Annotated in this window: 20 protein-coding genes and 1 other RNA gene; 5 read left to right on the top strand and 16 right to left on the bottom strand. The window is 56.6% G+C overall.

What is annotated here, in order from left to right:
• Window positions 1-31 precede the first annotated feature (31 nt).
• Window positions 32-1,465 carry a 6-phospho-beta-glucosidase BglA gene (gene bglA, locus DEO48_RS05760; RefSeq protein WP_109844605.1) on the top strand — a complete coding sequence of 478 codons (1,434 nt, stop codon included), beginning with the start codon at window positions 32-34 and terminating at the stop codon, window positions 1,463-1,465.
• A 59-nt stretch (window positions 1,466-1,524) separates the two neighbouring features.
• On the opposite strand, the gene DEO48_RS05755 is transcribed toward bglA, so the two are convergent.
• From DEO48_RS05755 to DEO48_RS05715, 8 genes are all read right to left on the bottom strand, one after another.
• Window positions 1,525-2,268 (bottom strand): SDR family oxidoreductase, encoded by a 744-nt coding sequence (locus DEO48_RS05755; protein ID WP_109844604.1) that lies wholly within the window; start codon window positions 2,266-2,268, stop codon window positions 1,525-1,527.
• A gap of 70 nt (window positions 2,269-2,338) precedes the next feature.
• Window positions 2,339-5,212, bottom strand: coding sequence for an aminomethyl-transferring glycine dehydrogenase (gene gcvP, locus DEO48_RS05750; RefSeq protein WP_109844603.1), 2,874 nt, complete (start codon window positions 5,210-5,212; stop codon window positions 2,339-2,341).
• Between the two features lie 124 nt (window positions 5,213-5,336).
• Window positions 5,337-5,726 (bottom strand): glycine cleavage system protein GcvH, encoded by a 390-nt coding sequence (gene gcvH / locus DEO48_RS05745; protein ID WP_008499718.1) that lies wholly within the window; start codon window positions 5,724-5,726, stop codon window positions 5,337-5,339.
• 23 nt (window positions 5,727-5,749) lie between these two features.
• Window positions 5,750-6,844, bottom strand: coding sequence for a glycine cleavage system aminomethyltransferase GcvT (gene gcvT, locus DEO48_RS05740; protein WP_109844602.1), 1,095 nt, complete (start codon window positions 6,842-6,844; stop codon window positions 5,750-5,752).
• 396 nt (window positions 6,845-7,240) lie between these two features.
• Window positions 7,241-8,443 carry an FAD-dependent 2-octaprenylphenol hydroxylase gene (gene ubiI / locus DEO48_RS05730; protein ID WP_109844601.1) on the bottom strand — a complete coding sequence of 401 codons (1,203 nt, stop codon included), beginning with the start codon at window positions 8,441-8,443 and terminating at the stop codon, window positions 7,241-7,243.
• A gap of 12 nt (window positions 8,444-8,455) precedes the next feature.
• Entirely contained in the window at window positions 8,456-9,634 is a 1,179-nt protein-coding gene (gene ubiH / locus DEO48_RS05725; RefSeq protein ID WP_109844600.1) for a 2-octaprenyl-6-methoxyphenyl hydroxylase, read from the bottom strand.
• Entirely contained in the window at window positions 9,631-10,944 is a 1,314-nt protein-coding gene (gene pepP, locus DEO48_RS05720) for a Xaa-Pro aminopeptidase (protein ID WP_109844635.1), read from the bottom strand. The genes ubiH and pepP overlap by 4 nt, the downstream gene beginning before the upstream one ends.
• 31 nt (window positions 10,945-10,975) lie before the next feature.
• Window positions 10,976-11,554, bottom strand: a complete 579-nt coding sequence (locus DEO48_RS05715; protein ID WP_023333316.1) for a YecA family protein — start codon at window positions 11,552-11,554, stop codon at window positions 10,976-10,978.
• Between the two features lie 168 nt (window positions 11,555-11,722).
• On the opposite strand from DEO48_RS05715, the gene zapA reads away from it, so the two are divergent.
• From zapA to DEO48_RS05695, 3 genes are all read left to right on the top strand, one after another.
• Window positions 11,723-12,052: a cell division protein ZapA gene (zapA, locus tag DEO48_RS05705; protein WP_006811891.1), complete on the top strand. Its 330-nt coding sequence runs from the start codon at window positions 11,723-11,725 to the stop codon at window positions 12,050-12,052.
• Window positions 12,053-12,093: 41 nt separating this feature from the next.
• Window positions 12,094-12,277, top strand: a non-coding RNA gene (gene ssrS / locus DEO48_RS05700) — 6S RNA.
• Window positions 12,278-12,301: 24 nt separating this feature from the next.
• Entirely contained in the window at window positions 12,302-12,898 is a 597-nt protein-coding gene (locus tag DEO48_RS05695) for a 5-formyltetrahydrofolate cyclo-ligase (RefSeq protein WP_032660084.1), read from the top strand.
• 108 nt (window positions 12,899-13,006) lie between these two features.
• Here DEO48_RS05695 and serA read toward each other — a convergent pair whose 3' ends face one another.
• Both serA and rpiA read right to left on the bottom strand, forming a co-directional pair.
• Window positions 13,007-14,239 (bottom strand): phosphoglycerate dehydrogenase, encoded by a 1,233-nt coding sequence (gene serA / locus DEO48_RS05690; protein WP_109844599.1) that lies wholly within the window; start codon window positions 14,237-14,239, stop codon window positions 13,007-13,009.
• Window positions 14,240-14,505: 266 nt separating this feature from the next.
• Window positions 14,506-15,165 (bottom strand): ribose-5-phosphate isomerase RpiA, encoded by a 660-nt coding sequence (gene rpiA, locus DEO48_RS05685; RefSeq protein ID WP_003860091.1) that lies wholly within the window; start codon window positions 15,163-15,165, stop codon window positions 14,506-14,508.
• Between the two features lie 127 nt (window positions 15,166-15,292).
• Between rpiA and argP the strand changes: the two genes are divergently transcribed.
• A complete protein-coding gene (argP, locus tag DEO48_RS05680) occupies window positions 15,293-16,186 on the top strand; it encodes a DNA-binding transcriptional regulator ArgP (RefSeq protein ID WP_008499727.1) in 894 nt (297 codons plus the stop codon).
• A 48-nt stretch (window positions 16,187-16,234) separates the two neighbouring features.
• Here argP and DEO48_RS05675 read toward each other — a convergent pair whose 3' ends face one another.
• The 6 genes from DEO48_RS05675 to epd form a co-directional block, all read right to left on the bottom strand.
• Window positions 16,235-16,975 (bottom strand): oxidative stress defense protein, encoded by a 741-nt coding sequence (locus DEO48_RS05675; RefSeq protein ID WP_023309114.1) that lies wholly within the window; start codon window positions 16,973-16,975, stop codon window positions 16,235-16,237.
• Between the two features lie 91 nt (window positions 16,976-17,066).
• Window positions 17,067-17,702, bottom strand: a complete 636-nt coding sequence (gene argO / locus DEO48_RS05670; protein ID WP_021242063.1) for an arginine exporter ArgO — start codon at window positions 17,700-17,702, stop codon at window positions 17,067-17,069.
• Between the two features lie 145 nt (window positions 17,703-17,847).
• Window positions 17,848-18,702, bottom strand: a complete 855-nt coding sequence (locus DEO48_RS05665) for a small-conductance mechanosensitive channel MscS (RefSeq protein ID WP_109844598.1) — start codon at window positions 18,700-18,702, stop codon at window positions 17,848-17,850.
• Window positions 18,703-18,888: 186 nt separating this feature from the next.
• Window positions 18,889-19,968, bottom strand: coding sequence for a class II fructose-bisphosphate aldolase (gene fbaA / locus DEO48_RS05660; RefSeq protein WP_032660076.1), 1,080 nt, complete (start codon window positions 19,966-19,968; stop codon window positions 18,889-18,891).
• Window positions 19,969-20,060: 92 nt separating this feature from the next.
• Window positions 20,061-21,224 carry a phosphoglycerate kinase gene (gene pgk, locus DEO48_RS05655; protein ID WP_023333323.1) on the bottom strand — a complete coding sequence of 388 codons (1,164 nt, stop codon included), beginning with the start codon at window positions 21,222-21,224 and terminating at the stop codon, window positions 20,061-20,063.
• Between the two features lie 49 nt (window positions 21,225-21,273).
• The gene (gene epd / locus DEO48_RS05650) at window positions 21,274-22,293 is read right to left on the bottom strand and encodes an erythrose-4-phosphate dehydrogenase (RefSeq protein WP_032660071.1); all 1,020 of its coding nucleotides are present in this window, start codon (window positions 22,291-22,293) and stop codon (window positions 21,274-21,276) included.
• Between the last annotated feature and the right edge of the window lie 72 nt (window positions 22,294-22,365).

Genomic DNA, 22,365 nt, shown 5'->3' with positions numbered 1-22,365 from the left:
GCCAATAAGCCATTTATTGAGAAGAGCAGCGATGAAAAAATTAACCTTACCAAAAGATTTTTTATGGGGCGGCGCGGTTGCCGCTCACCAGGTTGAAGGCGGCTGGAACAAAGGCGGCAAAGGGCCAAGCATTTGTGACGTATTGACCGGCGGCGCGCACGGCGTCCCGCGCGAAATCACCCAGGAAGTAGTGCCGGGTAAATACTATCCAAACCACGAGGCCATCGACTTCCACGGCCGCTATAAAGAAGACATCAAGCTGTTTGCCGAGATGGGTTTCAAGTGCTTCCGCACCTCTATCGCCTGGACGCGCATCTTCCCGAAAGGTGACGAAACGCAGCCAAACGAAGAGGGGCTGAAGTTCTACGACGACATGTTCGACGAGCTGCTGAAATACAACATCGAACCGGTGATCACCCTCTCCCACTTCGAAATGCCGCTGCACCTGGTGCAGGAGTACGGTAGCTGGACCAACCGTAAAGTGGTCGATTTCTTTGTGCGCTTCGCGGAAGTGGTTTTTGAGCGCTACAAAAACAAGGTCAAATACTGGATGACCTTCAACGAAATCAATAACCAGCGTAACTGGCGCGCGCCGCTGTTCGGGTACTGCTGCTCGGGCGTGGTCTATACCGAACATGACAATCCGGAAGAGACCATGTACCAGGTCCTGCACCACCAGTTTGTGGCCAGCGCCCTGGCGGTGAAAGCCGCGCGCCGCATCAACCCTGAGATGAAAGTTGGCTGCATGCTGGCCATGGTGGCGCTCTATCCGTTCTCCTGCAAACCGGAAGACGTGATGTTCGCCCAGGAATCCATGCGCGAGCGTTATGTCTTTACCGACGTCCAGCTGCGCGGATACTACCCGTCCTACGTGCTGAACGAGTGGGAGCGCCGCGGCTTCTCCATAAAAATGGAGGCAGGCGACGAGCAGATCCTGCGTGAAGGTACCTGCGACTACTTAGGTTTCAGCTACTACATGACCAACGCGGTGAAAGCGGAAGGCGGGACCGGCGATGCGATTTCGGGTTTCGAAGGCAGCGTGCCGAACCCGCACGTTAAGGCTTCTGACTGGGGCTGGCAGATCGATCCGGTAGGCCTGCGTTATTCCCTGTGCGAACTGTACGAGCGTTATCAGAAGCCGCTGTTTATCGTGGAAAACGGGTTCGGCGCCTACGATAAGGTAGAAGAAGACGGCAGCATCAACGACGACTATCGTATCGACTACCTGCGTGCCCACGTGGAAGAGATGATCAAAGCCGTGACGCACGACGGCGTGGATCTGATGGGCTATACGCCATGGGGCTGCATCGACTGCGTGTCGTTCACCACCGGCCAGTACAGCAAGCGCTACGGCTTTATCTACGTGAACAAGCACGACGACGGCACGGGCGACATGTCGCGTTCGCGCAAGAAAAGCTTCGAGTGGTATAAGGGCGTGATTGCCAGCAACGGCGAGAAACTGTAGCGCCGGGCGGCGCTACGCTTGATCCCCTCTCCCTTTGGGAGAGGGTTAGGTTGAGGGGTCTACTTCCCGCCCGCTAGCTCAATAAAACTGCCCGTCACGTACGACGCCTTCTCGCTCAGCAGCCAGACAATCGCCTGCGCCACCTCTTCCGGCTGGCCGCCGCGCTGCATCGGCAGCAAGGATTTCACGCGATCCACTCGCCCCGGCTCTCCGCCGGACGCATGAATATCGGTATAAATCAGCCCCGGACGTACGCAGTTGACGCGAATACCCTGCGCCGCAACCTCCAGAGCTAAACCGGTTGTCAGAGAATCCACTGCGCCCTTCGACGCGGCATAATCCACATATTCACCCGGCGCGCCCAGGCGCGACGCGGCGGAAGAGACGTTCACTATCGCCCCGCCCTTGCCGCCATGCCTGAAGGACATGCGTTTTACCGCTTCCCGGCAGCAGAGAAAGTAGCCCGTGACGTTGGTCGCCAGGACGCGGTTAATGCGCTCAGCGGAGAGGTTCTCGATAGTGGATTGCTCAAACAGAATCCCCGCATTATTGACCAGCGCACGAAGCGGCTCGCCTTCACGATCGAGGCCGTCAAACATCGCTAGCACCTGGGCTTCATCACTGATATCTGCGCGGACGGCAAAGGCTTTACCGCCCGCTTCAACGATCTGGTTGATCACGTCCGTCGCGGCTTTAATGTTGTGATGATAGTTCACCGCTACGGTGTAGCCTTCGCGCGCCAGCTGCAGCGCGGTGGCTTTCCCAATGCCCCGGCTGGCGCCGGTGACCAGTGCTATTGCCATTTTCTTCTCCCAATAAAAAAGCCGGGTGGCGGCTTCGCCTTACCCGGCCTACGTTACTACATCAGCAATATTACTGGTATTCGCTCATCGGCACGCAGGAGCAGAACAGGTTACGGTCGCCGTAGACGTCATCAAGACGCTTCACGGTCGGCCAGTATTTGTTTGCCACGCCTGCCGGGAAGACAGCCAGCTCGCGGGAATAGCCGTGGTTCCACTCGGATACCATCTCATGCTGGGTATGCGGAGCGTTGACCAGCGGGTTATCTTCCAGCGTCCACTCGCCGTCCTGCACGCGGTCGATCTCCATGCGGATCGCCAGCATTGCGTCGATAAAGCGGTCCAGCTCGGCCTTGCTTTCAGACTCGGTCGGCTCAACCATCAGCGTACCCGCAACCGGGAACGACATGGTTGGCGCGTGGAAGCCGTAGTCGATCAGACGCTTGGCGATATCCAGTTCGCTGATGCCCGTAGCTTCTTTCAGAGGACGAATATCGAGGATACACTCGTGCGCCACGCGACCGTCGCGGCCGGTATAGAGCACCGGGAAGGCGGACTTCAGGCGCGTCGCAATATAGTTGGCGTTCAGAATGGCTACCTGGCTCGCCTGCTTCAGTCCTTCCGCGCCCATCATGCGGATGTACATCCAGCTGATTGGCAGGATAGAGGCGCTGCCGAACGGTGCCGCAGAGACCGCGCCCTGACGGGTCAGCATGCCTTCAATCTGCACAACGCTGTGGCCTGGGACAAACGGGGCCAGATGCGCTTTCACGCCGATTGGGCCCATGCCCGGGCCGCCACCGCCGTGCGGGATGCAGAAGGTTTTGTGCAGGTTCAGGTGCGATACGTCCGCGCCGATAAAGCCCGGAGAGGTAATGCCCACCTGGGCGTTCATGTTCGCGCCGTCGAGGTAAACCTGACCGCCGAACTGGTGCACCACTTCGCACACTTCACGGATAGTTTCTTCGTACACGCCGTGGGTAGACGGGTAGGTCACCATGATGCAGGAGAGCTTGTCGCCCGCCTGCTCGGCTTTCGCGCGCAGGTCGGCCAGATCGATGTTGCCATTTTTATCGCACGCAACCACCACCACTTCCATGCCCGCCATCTGGGCAGAAGCCGGGTTGGTACCGTGGGCAGAGCTTGGGATCAGGCAGATATCGCGGTGACCTTCGTTGCGGCTTTCGTGATAGTGACGGATCGCCAGCAGGCCCGCGTATTCGCCCTGCGCGCCGGAGTTTGGCTGCATGCAGAGCGCGTCATAACCGGTCAGCTTCACCAGCCAGTCGGAAAGCTGGTTGATCATCATATGATAACCTTCCGCCTGCTCTGGCGGGCAGAACGGGTGCAGCTCGGAGAATTCAGGCCAGGTGATCGGGATCATCTCTGCCGCGGCGTTCAGCTTCATGGTGCAGGAGCCCAGCGGGATCATCGCCTGGTTCAGCGCCAGATCCTTGCGCTCCAGAGAATGCATATAGCGCATCATCTCGGTTTCGCTGTGATAGCGATTAAAGACCGGATGCGTCAGGATCGCATCGTTACGCAGCATGCTTTCCTGAATGGAGCGGCTGTCGAGCGCGACCTCTTTGTCGAGTGCGTCAATGTCCAGACCGTGCGCGTCACCCAGCAACACGCTGAACAGGTTCAGGATATCGTCGCGGGTGGTGCTTTCATCCAGCGTAATGCCGACGGCGTTGTGGATGTCGCTGCGCAGGTTGATCTCTGCTGCATTCGCGCGCGCCAGCACGGCCGCTTTGTCCGCCACTTCCACACACAGGGTGTCGAAGTAGTGAGCGTGGCGCAGCTTAAGGCCTTTCTGCTGCAGACCGCAGGCCAGAATATCGGCCAGGCGGTGAATGCGGCTGGCAATGCGTTTCAGACCAGCCGGGCCGTGGAACACGGCGTACAGGCTGGCGATGTTTGCCAGCAGCACCTGGGAGGTACAGATGTTGGAGTTCGCTTTCTCGCGGCGGATGTGTTGCTCGCGGGTTTGCATCGCCATGCGCAGCGCGGTGTTACCGGCAGCGTCTTTTGAGACGCCGATGATGCGGCCAGGCATAGAGCGTTTGAATTCATCTTTCGCGCCGAAGAACGCCGCGTGCGGGCCGCCGTAGCCCATCGGCACGCCGAAGCGTTGCGCTGAACCGAAGACGATATCTGCGCCCTGTTTACCCGGCGCCGTCAGCAGCACCAGCGCCATAAAATCGGCGGCAACGCTGACAACCACTTTGCGGGTTTTCAGCTCGGCAATCAGTGCGCCGTAGTCGTGAACTTCGCCCGTTGTCCCCACCTGCTGCAGCAGCACGCCGAAGACGTCCTGGTGATCCAGCACTTTGTCGGCGTCGTCGACGATCACGTCAAAGCCGAAGGTTTCAGCGCGAGTGCGCACCACGTCCAGCGTCTGGGGATGCACGTCCGCCGCCACGAAGAAGCGGTTGGCATTTTTCAGCTTGCTCACGCGCTTGGCCATCGCCATTGCTTCGGCGGCGGCGGTCGCTTCATCCAGCAGCGAGGCGGAGGCAATATCCATACCGGTCAGATCCAGCGTCACCTGCTGGAAGTTCAGCAGCGCTTCCAGACGGCCCTGGGAGACTTCCGGCTGATACGGGGTGTAAGCGGTGTACCAGCCCGGGTTTTCCAGCATGTTGCGCAGGATAACCGGCGGTAACTGCACGTTGGTGTAGCCCATGCCAATGTAAGACTTATAGCGCTTGTTCAGGCCTGCGATAGCCTTCAGCTCCGCCAGCGCGGCGAATTCCGTGGTGGCTTCCCCCACCTGAGGCGGCGTGGCAAGCTGGATGTCTTTTGGCACAATCTGGCCGATCAGTGCGTTTAATGAATCCGCGCCAACTGTCTTCAGCATCTCCTGCTGTTGCTGAGCATCCGGCCCAATGTGACGTTCAATGAAGGCGCCACGGTTTTCAAGCTGGCTTAAAGTCTGTGTCATGAGCGATGGTTCCTGAAACGTGCAGTGAATTTAAGTTCCCTCTCCCTCTGGGAGAGGGTTAGGGCGAGGGGAAGATGGGCACCCTCGCCCCTGCCCTCTCCTGAAAGGAGAGGGGGATAAACGATTACTCGTCTTCTAACAGTGCTTCGTACGCGGTCGCATCCAGCAGCGCGGCAACCTGAGATTCGTCGCTGGCTTTGATCTTGAAGATCCAGCCGCCTTCATAAGGCTCGCTGTTCACCAGCTCTGGCGAATCGCTCAGCGCGTCGTTGACGGCAACGATTTCGCCGCTTACTGGAGCGTAGATATCAGAAGCCGCTTTTACGGACTCCGCCACGGCGCAGTCGTCGCCCGCGCTAACGGTCGTGCCCACGTCAGGCAGGTCAACAAACACCATGTCGCCCAGCAGCTCTTGCGCGTGCTCGGTGATCCCTACGGTGTAAGTGCCGTCCGCCTCTTTGCGCAGCCACTCGTGTTCTTTGCTGTATTTCAGTTCTGCTGGCACATTGCTCATTGAAGTTCTCCTGATAAGAATGATTAGGCGACCGGCTTACCGGCGCGAACAAAAATCGGTTTGGTCACGTTGACCGGCATTTCGCGGTTGCGGATTTGCACCACCGCTGTTTCGCCAATGCCCGCCGGCACGCGTGCCAGTGCAATACTGTAGCCCAGCGTCGGGGAGAAGGTACCGCTGGTGATCACGCCTTCGCGAGGATTGCCGTCGGCATCGGTGAAGCGCACCGGCAGTTCACCGCGCAGCACGCCCTTCTCGGTCATCACCAGCCCCACCAGCTGTTCAGTGCCCTTCTCGCGCTGCAGCTCCAGCGCTTCACGGCCAATAAAGTCACGGTCAGCCGGTTCCCATGCGATGGTCCAGCCCATGTTGGCGGCCAGCGGAGAGACGCCTTCATCCATCTCCTGACCGTAGAGGTTCATTCCCGCTTCCAGACGCAGCGTATCGCGCGCGCCCAGACCCGCAGGCTTCACGCCCGCTTCCACCAGCGCACGCCAGAAATCAGCGGCCTTCTCGTTCGGCATGGCAATTTCGTAGCCCGCTTCACCGGTGTAGCCGGTGGTGGCGATAAACAGATCGCCCGCCTGCACGCCGAAGAACGGCTTCATGCCTTCGGTTGCTTTGCGTTGCTCGTCGTTAAACAGAGACGCGGCTTTCGCCTGCGCGTTCGGCCCCTGTACGGCGATCAGCGACAGATCGTCACGGACGGCGATGTCGATGGCATAAGGTTCGGCGTGTTGGGTGATCCAGGAGAGGTCTTTTTCGCGGGTGGCGGAGTTGACAACGAGGCGGAAGAAATCTTCAGTGAAGTAATAGACGATAAGGTCATCAATCACGCCGCCCGAGGCATTCAGCATGCCGGTATAGAGTGCTTTACCCGGTGTCTTCAGTTTGGCGACGTCATTTGCCAGCAGATAACGCAAAAACTCCCGGGTGCGGCTACCGCGCAGATCGACAATCGTCATGTGGGACACGTCGAACATACCGGCATCGGTGCGCACCGCGTGGTGCTCATCAATCTGCGAGCCGTAGTGCAGCGGCATCATCCAGCCATGGAAGTCCACCATGCGGGCGCCGCATAACACGTGTTGTTCGTACAAAGGAGTCTGTTGAGCCATCTTGTCCTCGTTGAAAATTCACCGTGAAACCCGGTATCGGCCCCGTTACCTGGCGCCGACGCAAACGTTCTCTTTTACCCGAACTTACCACCGAAACCGGCGGTTAACCATAAGGTAAAACGGGTCATCACATTAGCTTATGACCAAAAAACGCTAAAAAGCCTACAGAGTTATTCACTGGAAAAATGCGATTAACACCGCACAAAATTAACAATGATCTAACAGGATTTAGCACATGGTGATATTTCGTCCGGAAAAACGGGCCGAATTTCCGTAACATAAAATCTCGTAGATTAGATTTTCTAATGCGAAAAATGACGTGAAATTAGAATATTTCAAACGAGGGTATTTCCCCGGCGCAGAGGCCGGGAAAATAAAGTGTGACGGGGGTCTAAATTAACGCAGCCAGTCCGGCAGGTCGTTAAGACCCATCGCCTGACGGAGGAGTTGAGGTTTAACACCCGGAAGGGTGTCAGCAAGCTTGAGGCCAATGTCGCGCAGCAGTTTTTTTGCCGGATTCGCCCCGGCAAACAGCTCGCGGAAGCCCTGCATGCCCGCCAGCATCATCGCCGCACTGTGCTTGCGGCTGCGCTCGTAGCGACGCAGGTAGAGATGCTGGCCGATATCTTTGCCTTCGCGATGCAGGCGACGCAGTTCCTCAACCAGCTCCGCCGCGTCCATAAAGCCAAGGTTAACGCCCTGCCCGGCCAGCGGATGAATGGTATGCGCCGCATCACCGACCAGCGCCAGACGGTGCGCCGCAAACTGACGCGCGTAGCGGCCGGTTAACGGGAACACCTGCCGCTCGCTTTCAAGGGCGCATAAGCCAAGGCGGTTATCAAACGCCATGCACAGCGCCTGGTTAAAGGCGTCCGGCTCCGCCTCCTGCATCAGCAGGGCTTTTTCAGGCACCAGGGACCAGACAATCGAGCACAGGTGCGGATCGGCAAGCGGCAGGAACGCCAGAATGCCGTCGTTGTGGAAAATCTGCCGCGCCACGCCGCCGTGCGGCTCCTCTGTTCGGATCGTTGCCACCAGAGCATGATGGCGGTAATCCCAGAAGGTCAGCGGAATATCGGCTTTGTTGCGCAGCCAGGAGTTAGCACCGTCAGCACCGACCACCAGACGCGCGGTCAGCATGTCGCCGCTCTGTAAGGTGATAAACGCCTCGTTTTCACCCCACGCCACCTGCTGGACCTGCGCAGGCGCAATCAGGGTCACGTCACTGCTCTGCTGTGCTTTCTGCCACAGCGCGTGGTGGATCACCGCGTTTTCGACGATATGACCCAGATGGCTGTAGCCCATGCTTTCATCATCAAAAGCAATATGACCAAAGCTGTCTTTATCCCACACTTCCATGCCGTGATAGCAGCTTGCGCGCTGCGCCACAATATCTGCCCAGACGCCAAGGTGCGCCAGCAGTTTCTCGCTGGCGGCATTGATCGCCGAGACGCGGAGTTCCGGCGGGGCATCTGGCGCAACGGGCTGAGGCTGCTTTTGCTCCAGCACCGCCACGCGCAGGCCGCTGCCCTGTAAACCACAGGCCAGCGCCAGTCCAACCATACCGCCGCCAACGATGGCGACATCAACATTTTGCACGGTGATAACTCCTTAACGCGCGACCCAACCAAGAGTCCGCTGCGCCAGCACGTCACGTGCCGGAATGAATAATTCCATCGCCATCAGCCCGAGGTTGCGACCTGCAACCAGCGGCGCCCAGCGATTGGCAAAGAGATGGACTAAGCCGTCGGTAACGCCAATCGTCGCCTCTTTATCGGCCTGACGTCGTTTCTGGTAATGGCTTAGCACCGAATAAGCGCCACAGTCTTTTTGCTCGCCCCACGCCTGTGAAAGGGTTTCCGCCAGGCTCATAACATCCCGCAGGCCAAGGTTGAATCCTTGTCCGGCAATCGGATGTAATGTCTGCGCGGCGTTGCCGACCAGCGCCACGCGGTGAGAAACAGACTGCGATGCGGTGGTTAACGACAGCGGATAGACCGCACGTTTCCCCGCATGGGTAATACGCCCCAGCCGCCAGCCAAAGGCTTTCTGCAGCTCGGAACAAAAACGTTCGTCGGACCAGGCTTTAACCTCTTCGGCCTTATCCTGCGGATGGCACCAGACCAGAGAACACCGCCCGTCCGACATCGGCAGCATCGCCAGCGGGCCATGCTGCGTAAAGCGTTCAAACGCCCTGCCGCGGTGTTCAGCTGCGGTAGAGACGTTGGCAATGACCGCAACCTGCCCGTAAGGCTGCTGACGCCACTCCACACCACACTGGGCGCCGAGCGATGAGCGCGAGCCGTCCGCGGCGACCAGAAGCTGGCCTTCAAGCTCGGTGCCGTTTTCCAGCGTTACGCTGACCGACGCCTCACTGCGGCTCACGCCGGCCACGCGCGCTGGACAATGCAGCGTGACGCCCGGCGCATCCTGGAGCAGGCGGAACAGACGCAATCCGACGTCGTGTAGCTCAACAACCTGACCCAGCGCGTCAATGCGATAATCCTGCGCGTCCAGCGTGACAAAGCCAGCATGACCGCGATCGCTTACGTGAACGGTTTTAATTGCCGTCGCGCAATCGGCGATGGCCTGCCAGATGCCAATGCGGGACAGTTGCTGACAGGTACCCTGCGCCAGGGCAATGGCGCGGGAATCAAAACCGGGATGATTCTTTGCCTGCGGCGCAACGGCTTCCACCAGGTGCACCGCAAGCTGCCCCTGCGTCAAATGCGAAATGGCCAGCGCCAGCGTGGCCCCGGTCATGCCGCCGCCAACGATAATCACGCTCATGCGCGTGCCGCTGCCATCAGCGCCTCGATATCGTCAGCGTTTTTCACGACGCTCGCGGTCAGGTTTTCGTTACCGGTTTCGGTAATGACGATGTCATCTTCAATACGAATGCCAATCCCGCGGTACTCCTCAGGCACGTCGGCATCCGGCGCGATATACAGGCCTGGCTCCACGGTTAACACCATGCCCGGCTCCAGCACGCGCGAGCGGTCCGTGCCGTACGCGCCAACGTCATGTACATCCAGCCCCAGCCAGTGGCTCAGGCCGTGCATGAAATACGGTCGATGCGCATTTTCAGCGATCAGGGTGTCGACCTCTCCTTTCAGGATCCCGAGCCTGACCAGGCCGGTAATTATGATGCGCACCACTTCGCCGGTCACTTCCTGCATGGAGGTACCGGGACGATACAGCCTGATCGCCGCCTCAAGCGATTCCAGGACAATGTCGTAAATGGCGCGCTGTGCCGGTGAGAATTTCCCGTTCACCGGGAAAGTACGAGTGATGTCCCCCGCGTAGCCCTGGTATTCGCAGCCGGCGTCAATCAGCACCAGATCGCCGTCGCGCAGCGCGCTTTCGTTTTCGGTGTAGTGCAGAATGCAGCCGTTTTCTCCGCCGCCAACAATGGTGTTGTAAGAGGGATAACGCGCGCCGTGGCGGTTAAATTCGTGATGAATTTCGCCTTCCAGCTGGTATTCGAACATCCCGGGACGGCACTTTTCCATGGCGCGGGTGTGCGCCAGGGCGCTGATTTCGCCCGCACGACGCATCAAATTTAGTTCTTCTTCTGACTTGAACAGGCGCATTTCATGCACCACCGGACGCCAGTCCGTCAGCGTGGCCGGCGCGGACAGGTTCTGCCGCGAGCCTTTGCGCAGCTTATCCAGCGCGGTGAAAACAATCTCATCGGCGTAGGCATATTCGCCCTGCGCGTGATAGAGCACGTCGAGGCCGTTAAGCAGCTGATAGAGCTGCTGGTTGATTTCGCTAAACGCCAGCGCGCGGTCAACGCCCAGCTTCGCCGGTGCGGCCTCCTGGCCTAAGCGGCGGCCAAACCAGATTTCGGCTGTCAGATCGCGCACGCGGTTGAAAATCACGCTGTGGTTGTGGGTGTCATTGCTCTTAATCAGCACCAGCACCGCTTCCGGCTCGTTAAAGCCGGTGAAGTACCAGAAATCGCTGCTCTGGCGATAGGGATATTCGCTGTCGGCGCTGCGCGTGACTTCGGGCGCAGCAAAAATCAGCGCGGCGCTGCCCGGCTGCATTGTTGCCAGCAGCGCCTGACGGCGGCGCGAATACTCTTGACTCGACATAACCATGACACCCTCCTGTGCGTTATTTTTCTTAATGTAAGGTTGGCTTGCGGACTTCCGGCGCGGTCGGCTGAGAGCGCGTGAAGTTGTCGTGGCATAGCAATGCCGCCACGCGCACGTACTCGATAATCTCTTCAAGAGACATTTCCAGCTCTTCCTGGTCTTCGTCTTCATCGTAGCCGAGCTGGGCGATGTTACGCAGGTCGTCGATCGCCTCACCCGCTTCGCCGGTCACTTTATCGAGTTTAGGCTGCGTCACGCCCAGCCCCAGCAGATAGTGGTTTACCCAGCCGGCCAGCGCATCGGCGCGATCGAACACGCTGACGTCGTCGCCTTCAGGCAGATAAAGCTGAAAAAGGAAGCCATCGTCTTCCAGCGAATCGCTGGTTGCAGCGTGCATTTTACGCAGCGCTTCCGCCAGCTCGTGACCAAACGCCAGCCCTTCATTCGTGAGGTCGTGGATCAGCGGCTGCCATGAGCTGTCGCTGTTTCCGCCGCACAGCATGCCACTGATCAGACCGTGCATTTCGGCAGGGGTTAAACCGATTCCCTGCTGGTTCAGTAACTGGTTTAAATCCTTGTAACCAGGCATTTCGTTCTGTATAGACATGAGCATTCGTCATCAAAGGGGGGAAGTTTCATGATATGCTACCACTTTGGACCCTGGTGATACCAGAAAAGGGCTTGTATCTTCACATCAGGGTAGCTATAGTGTCGCCCCTTCGCAGCCCCCGGGGCAGTAAGCGAAGGCAGCGCAGTCAATCAGCAGGAAGGTGGCATGTCTGCACAACCCGTCGATCTCCAGATTTTTGGCCGTTCACTGCGAGTGAATTGTCCGCCTGAACAAAGGGATGCTTTGAATCAGGCAGCGGACGATTTGAATCAGCGGTTGCAAGATCTAAAAGAACGCACTAGAGTCACAAATACTGAGCAGCTGGTTTTCATCGCCGCGTTGAACATCAGCTATGAACTGACTCAGGAAAAAGCGAAGACCCGCGACTACGCGGCAAGCATGGAGCAGCGCATTAAAATGCTCCAGCAGACCATAGAACAGGCATTGCTTGATCAAGGTCGCAATCCCGAAAGACCGGGACCAAAGTTTGAATAACACTTCTCAGTTGACTATGGTAGAGTAACTGTGAAGACAAAATTTCTCTGAGATGTTCGCAAGCGGGCCAGTCCCCTGAGCCGATATTTCATACCACAAGAATGTGGCGCTCCATGGTTGGTGAGCATGCTCGGTCCGTCCGAGAAGCCTTAAAACTATGACGACACATTCACCTTGAACCAAGGGTTCAAGGGTTACAGCCTGCGGCGGCATCTCGGAGATTCCCTCTCTTTTCTTCTACCGACTACCATGACCCAATTCCCTGAAGTTTCTGCTTCACGCCAGGACATCCGTCAGTTAATTCGTCAGCGCCGCCGTGCGTTAACCGCCGATCAGCAAGCGCATTTTGCCCAGCAGGCCGCCGCCCGTATGATGGCGTATCCCCCTGTCGTGATGGCGCACACCGTTGCGCTGTTTCTGTCATTTGATGGAGAGCTGGATACCCAACCGCTGATAGAACAGCTCTGGCGCGCCGGGAAGAAGGTCTATCTGCCGGTGCTGCACCCGTTCAGCGAAGGTAATTTGCTTTTTCTGCACTACCATCCGCACAGCGAACTGGTGGTAAATCGCCTGAAAATCACCGAACCGAAACTCGACGTGCGCGACGTGCTCCCGCTGTCACAGCTGGATGTGCTGATTACGCCGCTGGTGGCGTTTGATGAACAGGGCCAGCGTTTAGGGATGGGCGGCGGTTTTTATGACCGAACGCTGCAAAACTGGCAGCAGTACGGGTTGCAGCCGGTGGGCTATGCGCATGATTGTCAGGGCGTGGAGGCGTTGCCGGTGGAGAAGTGGGATGTGCCGTTGCCGGCGGTGGTGACGCCGTCGAAGTTGTGGGAATGGTGAATCAAACGTGCGGCCTGATGCCCTCACCCAACCCTCTCCCACAGGGAGAGGGTGAAAACATAAAAAAACGGTAACTATCGTTACCGTTTTGCATTTACCTCGCCACAATTAGTACAGCAGACGCGCGCGAATTGTTCCCTGAATCGCCTTCATGCTCTGCAGCGCTTTTTCGGCCACATCGTCATCCGCTTCGATATCAATAACCACGTAGCCCATCTGCGAGTTCGTCTGCAGATACTGCGCGGCAATGTTGACGCCCTGCTCGGCAAAGATCTGGTTGATCGCGGTCAGCACGCCAGGACGGTTCTCGTGGATGTGCAGCAGACGACGACCACCGTGCAGCGGCAGAGACACTTCCGGGAAGTTCACGGCAGAGAGCGTAGAACCGTTGTCGGAATATTTGCTCAGCTTACCCGCCACTTCCAGGCCGATATTCTCCTGCGCTTCCTGGGTAGAGCCGCCGATGTGTGGCGTCAGGATCACGTTGTCGAACTCGCACAGCGGAGAGGTAAACGGATCGCTGTTGGTCGCTGGCTCCGTCGGGAAGACGTCGATGGCCGCGCCCGCCAGATGCTTACGCTTCAGCGCATCGCACAGCGCAGGGATATCGACAACCGTGCCGCGCGCGGCGTTAATCAGCAGTGAGCCCGGCTTCATCAGCGCCAGCTCTTCCGCGCCCATCATGTTTTTGGTGGACGCATTTTCCGGCACGTGCAGGCTCACCACGTCACTCATGTTCAGCAGGTCAGACAGGTGTTGAACCTGGGTGGCATTGCCCAGCGGCAGCTTGCTTTCGATATCGTAAAAATAGACATGCATACCGAGAGATTCCGCCAGAATCCCCAGTTGGGTACCGATGTGGCCGTAGCCGATAATCCCCAGCTTTTTACCACGCGCTTCATATGAGCCAGACGCCAGTTTGTTCCACACGCCGCGGTGCGCCTTGGCGTTAGCTTCAGGAATGCCGCGCAGCAGAAGAAGCAGTTCGCCAATCACCAGCTCCGCCACGGAACGGGTGTTGGAGAACGGGGCGTTGAAGACGGGAATACCGCGTTTCGCGGCAGCATTCAGGTCAACCTGGTTGGTACCAATGCAGAAGCAGCCGATAGCCACCAGCTTTTCCGCCGCGGCAATAACCTCTTCAGTCAGGTGAGTACGGGATCGCAGGCCAATGAAGTGGGCATCACGGATGGACGCTTTCAGCTCTTCGGTATCGAGCGCGCCTTTGTGAAATTCGATGTTGGTGTAACCTGCCGCACGAAGGCTATCGATTGCTTTTTGATGTACGCCCTCGACCAGCAGGAATTTAATCTTGTCTTTCTCCAGTGATACCTTTGCCATTTACCCGACCCTGTTTTTGTCTGAACTGATGTTGTGCTGGATATGAATCCGCCGTAGCCAACATATCAAAAAAAACTATTGCAGCAATATGAACGTTTGCGTCGGCACTCTGAAGAAAAGTCATACAGAGCAAAATGTCAGAGGAAAATGCTATGGAAATTTACAAACGCGGCAGGATCGGCAAAAGAGGCGTAAAAACGTGACACAAGTCACCGAATTTAGCTTTTCAAAAATTTTTTAGCGGGGGGAGGACTCCCCCCATCAGATCATTTTACGATGGTTTTCACGCCGTCAGCGGTGCCGATCAGCGCCACATCCGCGCCACGGTTGGCGAATAGCCCTACGGTCACTACGCCCGGAATGCCGTTGATGGCATTTTCCAGCGCAATCGCGTCAAGAATTTCCAGACCGTGAACGTCGAGGATCACGTTACCGTTATCGGTGACTACACCCTGACGGTATTCCGGACGACCGCCAAGCTTCACCAGCTGACGGGCAACCGCGCTACGGGCCATTGGGATCACTTCGACCGGCAGCGGGAAATTACCCAGAATGTCGACCTGCTTGGAGGCGTCCGCGATGCAGATAAACTTGTCCGCAACGGAGGCGATGATTTTTTCGCGCGTCAGCGCCGCGCCGCCGCCTTTGATCATCTGCATGTGGCCGTTGATTTCATCCGCGCCGTCAACGTAAATCCCCAGACGATCCACTTCGTTGAGATCGAAAACGGTAATGCCGAGGCTTTTCAGCTTTTCCGTGGAAGCATCAGAGCTGGAAACCGCGCCCTCGATTTGCCCCTTCATCGTGCCCAGCGCATCGATAAAGTGTGCCGCGGTTGATCCCGTACCGACACCGACAATGGTACCCGGCTGCACGTACTGGAGAGCGGCCCATCCTACTGCTTTTTTCAGTTCATCCTGCGTCATGATCGTTTTGCCTGTGGTGTGAAAACTCAGGGCGCATTATAGAACACGTCGAATGGAATTCGTCTGCCACGAAGGGAAAATTGTGTCATAGTGCAGAATAAGCAAAATTAAGGAGCCAGCCAGAGCAATGAAACGTCCGGACTACAGAACACTACAGGCACTTGATGCAGTTATTCGTGAACGCGGTTTTGAGCGCGCGGCGCAAAAGCTTTGCATCACCCAGTCCGCCGTATCACAGCGTATCAAACAGCTTGAAAACATGTTCGGCCAGCCGCTGCTGGTGCGTACCGTGCCGCCACGTCCAACCGAGCAAGGGCAAAAGCTTCTCGCCCTGCTGCGCCAGGTTGAACTGCTGGAAGATGAGTGGCTGGGTGACGAACAAACGGGCTCTACGCCGCTGCTGCTCTCTCTGGCGGTCAACGCCGACAGCCTGGCAACCTGGCTGCTGCCGGCCCTTGCGCCGGTATTAGCGGACTCCCCTATTCGCCTGAATTTACAGGTTGAGGATGAAACCCGTACCCAGGAACGCCTGCGTCGCGGTGAAGTGGTTGGGGCGGTCAGTATCCAGCCTCAGGCCTTGCCAAGCTGTCTTGTCGATCAGCTGGGCGCGCTGGACTACCTGTTTGTGGGGTCAAAAGCCTTTGCCGAGCGCTACTTCCCGAACGGCGTCACCCGTGCCGCGCTGCTGAAAGCCCCTGCCGTGGCGTTCGACCATCTGGACGATATGCATCAGGCGTTCCTGCAGCAAAACTTCGATCTGCCGCCGGGCAGCGTACCGTGCCATATCGTCAACTCGTCTGAAGCCTTTGTGCAGCTTGCGCGTCAGGGCACCACCTGCTGCATGATCCCGCATCTGCAGATTGAGAAAGAGTTGAAAAGCGGTGAGCTGATTGACCTGACGCCGGGGCTGTATCAGCGCCGGATGCTCTACTGGCACCGTTTTGCGCCGGAAAGCCGCATGATGCGCAACGTCACCGACGCGCTGCTGGCGTACGGGCACAAGGTGTTGAGACAGGATTAATCGCTTGAATTCCCTCTCCCTGCGGGAGAGGGTTAGGGTGAGGGCAAATTACTGCGCCTTAGCCGCCTCAGTTTGCTGAGTTTGGGTTGGCTCCAGCTGGAATACCACATCCACCTGATCGTCAAACTGAATGGTTGGCTGCTCATATGTTTCCTGAGCAGACACCGGGGCTGCATCAGCCTTCATCATCCGTACCATCGGGCTTGGCTGGTAGTTAGAGACGTGGTAACGCACGCTGTAAACCGGGCCGAGCTTGCTCTTAAAGCCAGAAGCCAGCTGTTCCGCCTGGTGAATGGCATCATCAATCGCCGCTTTACGCGCTTCGTCTTTGTATTTTTCCGGTTGCGCAACGCCCAGAGACACGGACCGAATTTCATTCAGTCCCGCCTTCAGCGCGCCATCCAGCAGCGAGTTAAGCTTATCCAGCTGACGCACGGTCACTTCGACGGTACGCACGGCTCGGTAGCCTTTCAGGATACTTTTACCATTCTGGTAGTCATAATCGGGCTGAGTACGCAGGTTCGCGGAGTTGATATCTTTTTTACCGACACCGTTCTGCTCAAGGAAAGAGAGGTATTGCGCAACACGATCGTCAGCCTGCTTCTTGGCAGATGCCGCATCTTTCGCAGACACATTGACTTCAATTGCCAGCGTTGCGACATCGGGTACCGCGTCCACGCTTGCGGTGCCTGAAGTGACGATGTGCGGGCCATCCGGCAGTTCACTTGCCTGCACCGACACCGCACCAAAACTTACTAATGCCGCCAGGGCCATCACCTTAAACTTCACTGTTATTCCTCCATGTTGCGAAGAGTGCCCATTAACTGGGCGCATGCCAGCAAGCTTAGCGGGTCTTGTTCAGTTGTCCATAAGACAAGGATTAGTTGAACAATTCCTGAACGTGGTGAATTCCCTCTTTTGCCAGCTGAAAGGCAATAAACCACATCACCAGCCCCACCAGCGTATTAATGATGCGCTGGGCTTTGGCCGTACGCAGACGAGGAGCCAGCCATGCAGCCAGAATGGCGAGACCGAAGAACCAGAGGAAAGAGGCGCTAACCGTACCCAGCGCAAACCAGCGTTTCGGCTCAACGTCCAACTGCCCGCCCAGGCTGCCCAGCACCACGAAGGTGTCCAGATAAACATGCGGATTAAGCCAGGTGACCGCCAGCATGGTGACGATAATCTTCCAGCGGCCCTGCTTCATGACTTCCGCGCTCGCCAGTTCGAGGTTGCTGCTCATCGCGGTTTTCAGGGCACCAAAACCGTACCAGAGCAGAAACGCCACGCCGCCCCAGGTGACCAGCGCCAGCAGCCACGGTGACTGCATGAGCAATGCGCTGCCGCCAAAAATTCCGGCACAGATCAGCAGTAAATCGCTTACCGCGCACAGCAGGGCAATCATCAGATGATACTGGCGGCGGATGCCCTGGTTCATAACGAATGCATTTTGCGGGCCAAGGGGAAGGATCATGGCCGCGCCCAAGGCAAGCCCTTGAAAATAATAAGATAACATAACGAAATTCTCACAGTGTTGTTCTGGAAGGAGACTATACTGCGCGAATTACATTAGAGGAAATTGATAATATTAATTGGGGATTAGCAGCGCTTATAAAAATAAAGCCCGGTGGCGCTAGCGCTTACCGGGCCTGCGGGAGAAGTTATTCGGCTTCTTTGACTTTTTTGACGTTTACGTCCATCTGAGGGTACGGGAAGCTGATGCCGTTGGCATCGAAGTCGCGCTTAATGCGTTCCAGCACGTCCCAGTACACGTTTTGCAGATCGCTGCTTTTGCTCCAGATACGCACCACGAAGTTAATGGAGGACGCGCCCAGCTCGTTCAGGCGAACAGTCTGCTCTTTATCTTTCAGAATGCGATCGTCTGAGGAGATGATGTTGCTAATCAGCGACTTCACCTGATCGATGTCGGAGTCGTACGCCACGCTGATAATCAGTTCGTTACGACGCACCGGTTCACGGGAGAAGTTAATGATGTTGCCCGCGATGATTTTCCCGTTCGGCACGACCACGATGCGGCCATCGACGGTACGCATGGTCGTTGAGAAAATCTGCACCTGCAGCACGGTCCCGGCAATGCCGCCAAGGTCAACGTATTCGCCGGAGCGGAACGGACGGAAGGTGACCAGCAGAACGCCTGCCGCCAGGTTTGACAGCGAGCCCTGCAGCGCCAGACCAATAGCCAGACCGGCGGCACCGAGAACGGCAATGACGGAGGCAGTCTGCACGCCCACACGGCCCAGCGCCGCAATCAGCGTAAAGGCGATAATGCCGTAGCGCACCAGTGCGGAGAGGAAGTCAGCCACCGTGGCGTCAATGTGACGGGCCAGCATTACGCGGTTAACCGCGTTCGATACGATACGCGCCACGATCATCCCGACGATGATGATGGCAATCGCCGCGACGATGTTCACGGCATAGCTCAGCAGCAGCGCCTGGTTGCGCACCAGCCAGTTACCGGCGTTGTTGATGCTGTCTACAACATCGAGTTGTTCCATTTATTCTTCCTTTTGTTAAACCAAAACACAAAATCCATCCCCCATGGAGACAGGCAGGTCCGTAAAGGGTAAACAAAAAGCGCAAGTATTGCCAAATAGATCACAAAAACCGGCCTGACAGGGTATTGAAAAAGCATAAAAAAAGGCCCGCATTTGCGGACCTTCTGATGCTGTTAGCAGCTCAAATTACAGAACGTCTACCGCGTTCAGTTCTTTGAATGCCTGCTCCAGACGAGTAATCATAGAAGTCTGGGCAGCGCGCAGCCATACGCGTGGATCGTAGTATTTCTTGTTCGGCTGGTCTTCGCCTTTCGGGTTGCCCAGCTGACCCTGCAGGTAAGCTTCGTTGGTTTTGTAGTACTGCAGAATACCGTCCCATGTTGCCCACTGGGTGTCGGTATCGATGTTCATTTTCACTACGCCGTAGCTTACGGAGTCTTTGATTTCCTGAGCAGAAGAACCGGAACCGCCGTGGAAGACGAAGTTCAGGCTATTGTGCGGCAGGTTGTGTTTCTTAGAAACGTATTCCTGAGAATCACGCAGGATAGTCGGGGTCAGAACCACGTTACCTGGTTTGTAAACGCCGTGGACGTTACCGAAGGACGCTGCGATGGTGAAGCGTGGGCTGATTTTGCTCAGCTCGGTGTAAGCGTAATCAACGTCTTCTGGCTGGGTGTACAGTGCAGAAGCGTCCATGTGGCTGTTGTCCACGCCGTCTTCTTCACCACCGGTGCAACCCAGTTCGATTTCCAGAGTCATGTCCATTTTGGCCATGCGCGCCAGGTATTTGGAGCAGATTTCGATGTTTTCGTGCAGTGACTCTTCAGACAGGTCGATCATGTGAGAAGAGAACAGTGGCTTACCGGTAGCCGCGAAGTGTTTTTCACCCGCGTCCAGCAGACCGTCGATCCACGGCAGCAGTTTCTTCGCGCAGTGGTCAGTGTGCAGGATAACTGGAACACCGTAGTGCTCAGCCATCTGGTGTACGTGGTGCGCACCAGAGATAGCGCCCAGGATTGCAGCACCCTGAGGAATGTCAGTTTTCACGCCTTTACCTGCGATGAACGCAGCGCCGCCGTTAGAGAACTGAACGATAACTGGCGCTTTAACTTTAGCGGCAGTTTCCAGTACGGCGTTGATGGAGTCGGTACCCACGCAGTTAACTGCTGGCAGAGCGAAGTTGTTTTCTTTAGCTACCTGGAACACTTTCTGTACGTCATCACCAGTGATAACGCCAGGTTTTACGAAATCAAAAATTTTAGACATGTTGCTTAGTCCTGTATCTTCGGCCGTTAGAAAAGGTGCGAGCTCTTAAAAGCGCGCTGAAAATTGGGCAGGTTTCCCTGCCCTTGAATGGCTTACTTCTTAGCGCGCTCTTCGAGCATTGCTACTGCTGGCAGTACTTTGCCTTCCACGAATTCGAGGAATGCGCCGCCACCAGTGGAGATGTAGGAGATCTTGTCAGCGATACCGAACAGGTCGATTGCTGCCAGGGTGTCACCACCGCCTGCGATAGAGAACGCTTCGCTGTCTGCGATAGCGTTAGCAACGATTTCAGTACCTTTGCGGAAGTTCGGGAATTCGAACACGCCAACAGGACCGTTCCACAGGATAGTTTTCGCGTTTTTGAGGATTTCAGCCAGTTTCTGTGCAGAAACGTCGCCCAGATCCAGAATCTGCTCTTCGTCTTTGATGTCGTTGACAGATTTCAGAGTCGCGGTTGCGGTCTCGGAGAACTCGGTCGCTACGCGAACGTCAGTTGGAACCGGGATATCACAGGTGCTCAGCAGGCGTTTGGCTTCGTCAACCAGGTCTGCTTCGTACAGGGATTTACCCACGTTGTGGCCCTGAGCGGCAACGAAGGTGTTCGCGATACCACCGCCAACGATCAGCTGGTCAGCGATTTTAGACAGGGAATCCAGAACGGTCAGTTTGGTAGAAACTTTAGAACCACCAACGATAGCCACCATTGGACGAGCAGGTTCTTTCAGTGCTTTACCCAGCGCTTCCAGTTCGTCAGCCAGCAGAGGACCGGCACACGCAACGTCTGCGAATTTACCGATACCGTGGGTTGACGCCTGAGCACGGTGAGCCGTACCGAAGGCATCCATCACGAACACGTCGCACAGTGCAGCGTATTTTTTGGACAGGGTTTCGTCGTCTTTCTTCTCGCCTTTGTTGAAGCGAACGTTTTCCAGAACAACCAGTTCACCGGCTGCCACTTCAACGCCGTCCAGGTAATCTTTAACCAGGCGAACCGGGTTGGACAGTTTGTCTTTCAGGTAATTAACCACTGGCAGCAGAGAGAACTCTTCGTTGTACTCGCCTTCAGTTGGACGACCCAGGTGGGAGGTGACCATCACTTTCGCGCCCTGCTTCAGAGCCAGTTCGATGGTTGGCAGTGATGCACGGATACGCGCGTCGCTGGTCACTTTGCCATCTTTAACCGGCACGTTCAGATCGGCACGGATGAAAACGCGTTTACCAGCCAGATCCAGATCGGTCATCTTAATTACAGACATGGTGAATCCTCTCGTTGATTCTTAAAGTTTTGCAGACGCACAATGCGTCTTACCTGAAACCTTGAGCGGCCATTGCTAACGTGGTGTCGAGCATTCGGTTAGCAAAGCCCCATTCGTTATCACACCAGACCAGCGTCTTGATAAGGTGTGCGCCACTGACTCTCGTTTGCGTGCCATCGACGATGGCGCTGTGCGGGTCGTGGTTAAAATCTACTGAGACCAACGGTAATTCCGTATAGTCAACTATACCATGAAATGCCCCCTGTGCCGCTTTTTGCAGCAACAGGTTGACTTCACAGGCTTTTACCGGTTTTTTCACCGTCACGCTAAGATCGATTGCGGTGACGTTAATCGTCGGAACACGCACGGCAATCGCTTCAAATCGGTCATTAAACTGCGGAAAAATTCGGGTGATCCCTGCCGCCAGTTTCGTGTCCACCGGAATGATTGACTGGCTCGCTGCGCGAGTGCGTCGTAAATCCGGATGGTAGGCGTCGATAACCTGCTGATCGTGCATGGCGGAGTGAATCGTGGTCACGGTGCCGGATTCAATGCCATACGCATCGTCTAACAGTTTGATGACCGGAATAATGCAGTTAGTGGTACAGGAGGCGTTGGAAACAATGCGGTGTTCGGCCTGCAGCTCATGCTGGTTGACGCCAAACACGACGGTCGCGTCGAGGTCGTTACTGCCGGGATGAGAAAAGAGGACTTTTTTCGCGCCTGCAGCAAGATGCGCTTCGCCATGTTCGCGGTTACCGTACACGCCGGTACAGTCAAGCACCACATCCACACCCAGTTCACGCCAGGGTAGCCCTGAGATGCTGTTCTCATGCAGCACGCGAATAGCGTCGTCACCAACAAAAAGTCGATCTCTTTCCTGGCGTACGTCCCAGGCAAAGCGCCCGTGGCTGGTGTCATATTTCAACAAATGCGCCATGCCCGTAGCATCCGCCAGTTCATTGATTGCCACCACGGTTATTTCCGCCCGACGTCCGGATTCATATAAAGCACGAACCACATTACGTCCGATGCGACCGAAGCCATTAATCGCTACGCGTACGGTCATAGATCTCCTGCAAAGCAATCCCTGAGTTTGAGGTGGCTGAAAGAGTAATCCAGCTACGCCCGAAGGGGAATC

Origin of the sequence: Enterobacter sp. CGMCC 5087 (genome assembly GCF_003144775.1) — a bacterium.
In the GTDB taxonomy this organism is placed as follows: domain Bacteria; phylum Pseudomonadota; class Gammaproteobacteria; order Enterobacterales; family Enterobacteriaceae; genus Enterobacter; species Enterobacter cloacae_M.
Note: the sequence above shows the minus strand (reverse complement) of the source record. Positions and strands in the feature narration are given on the sequence as shown.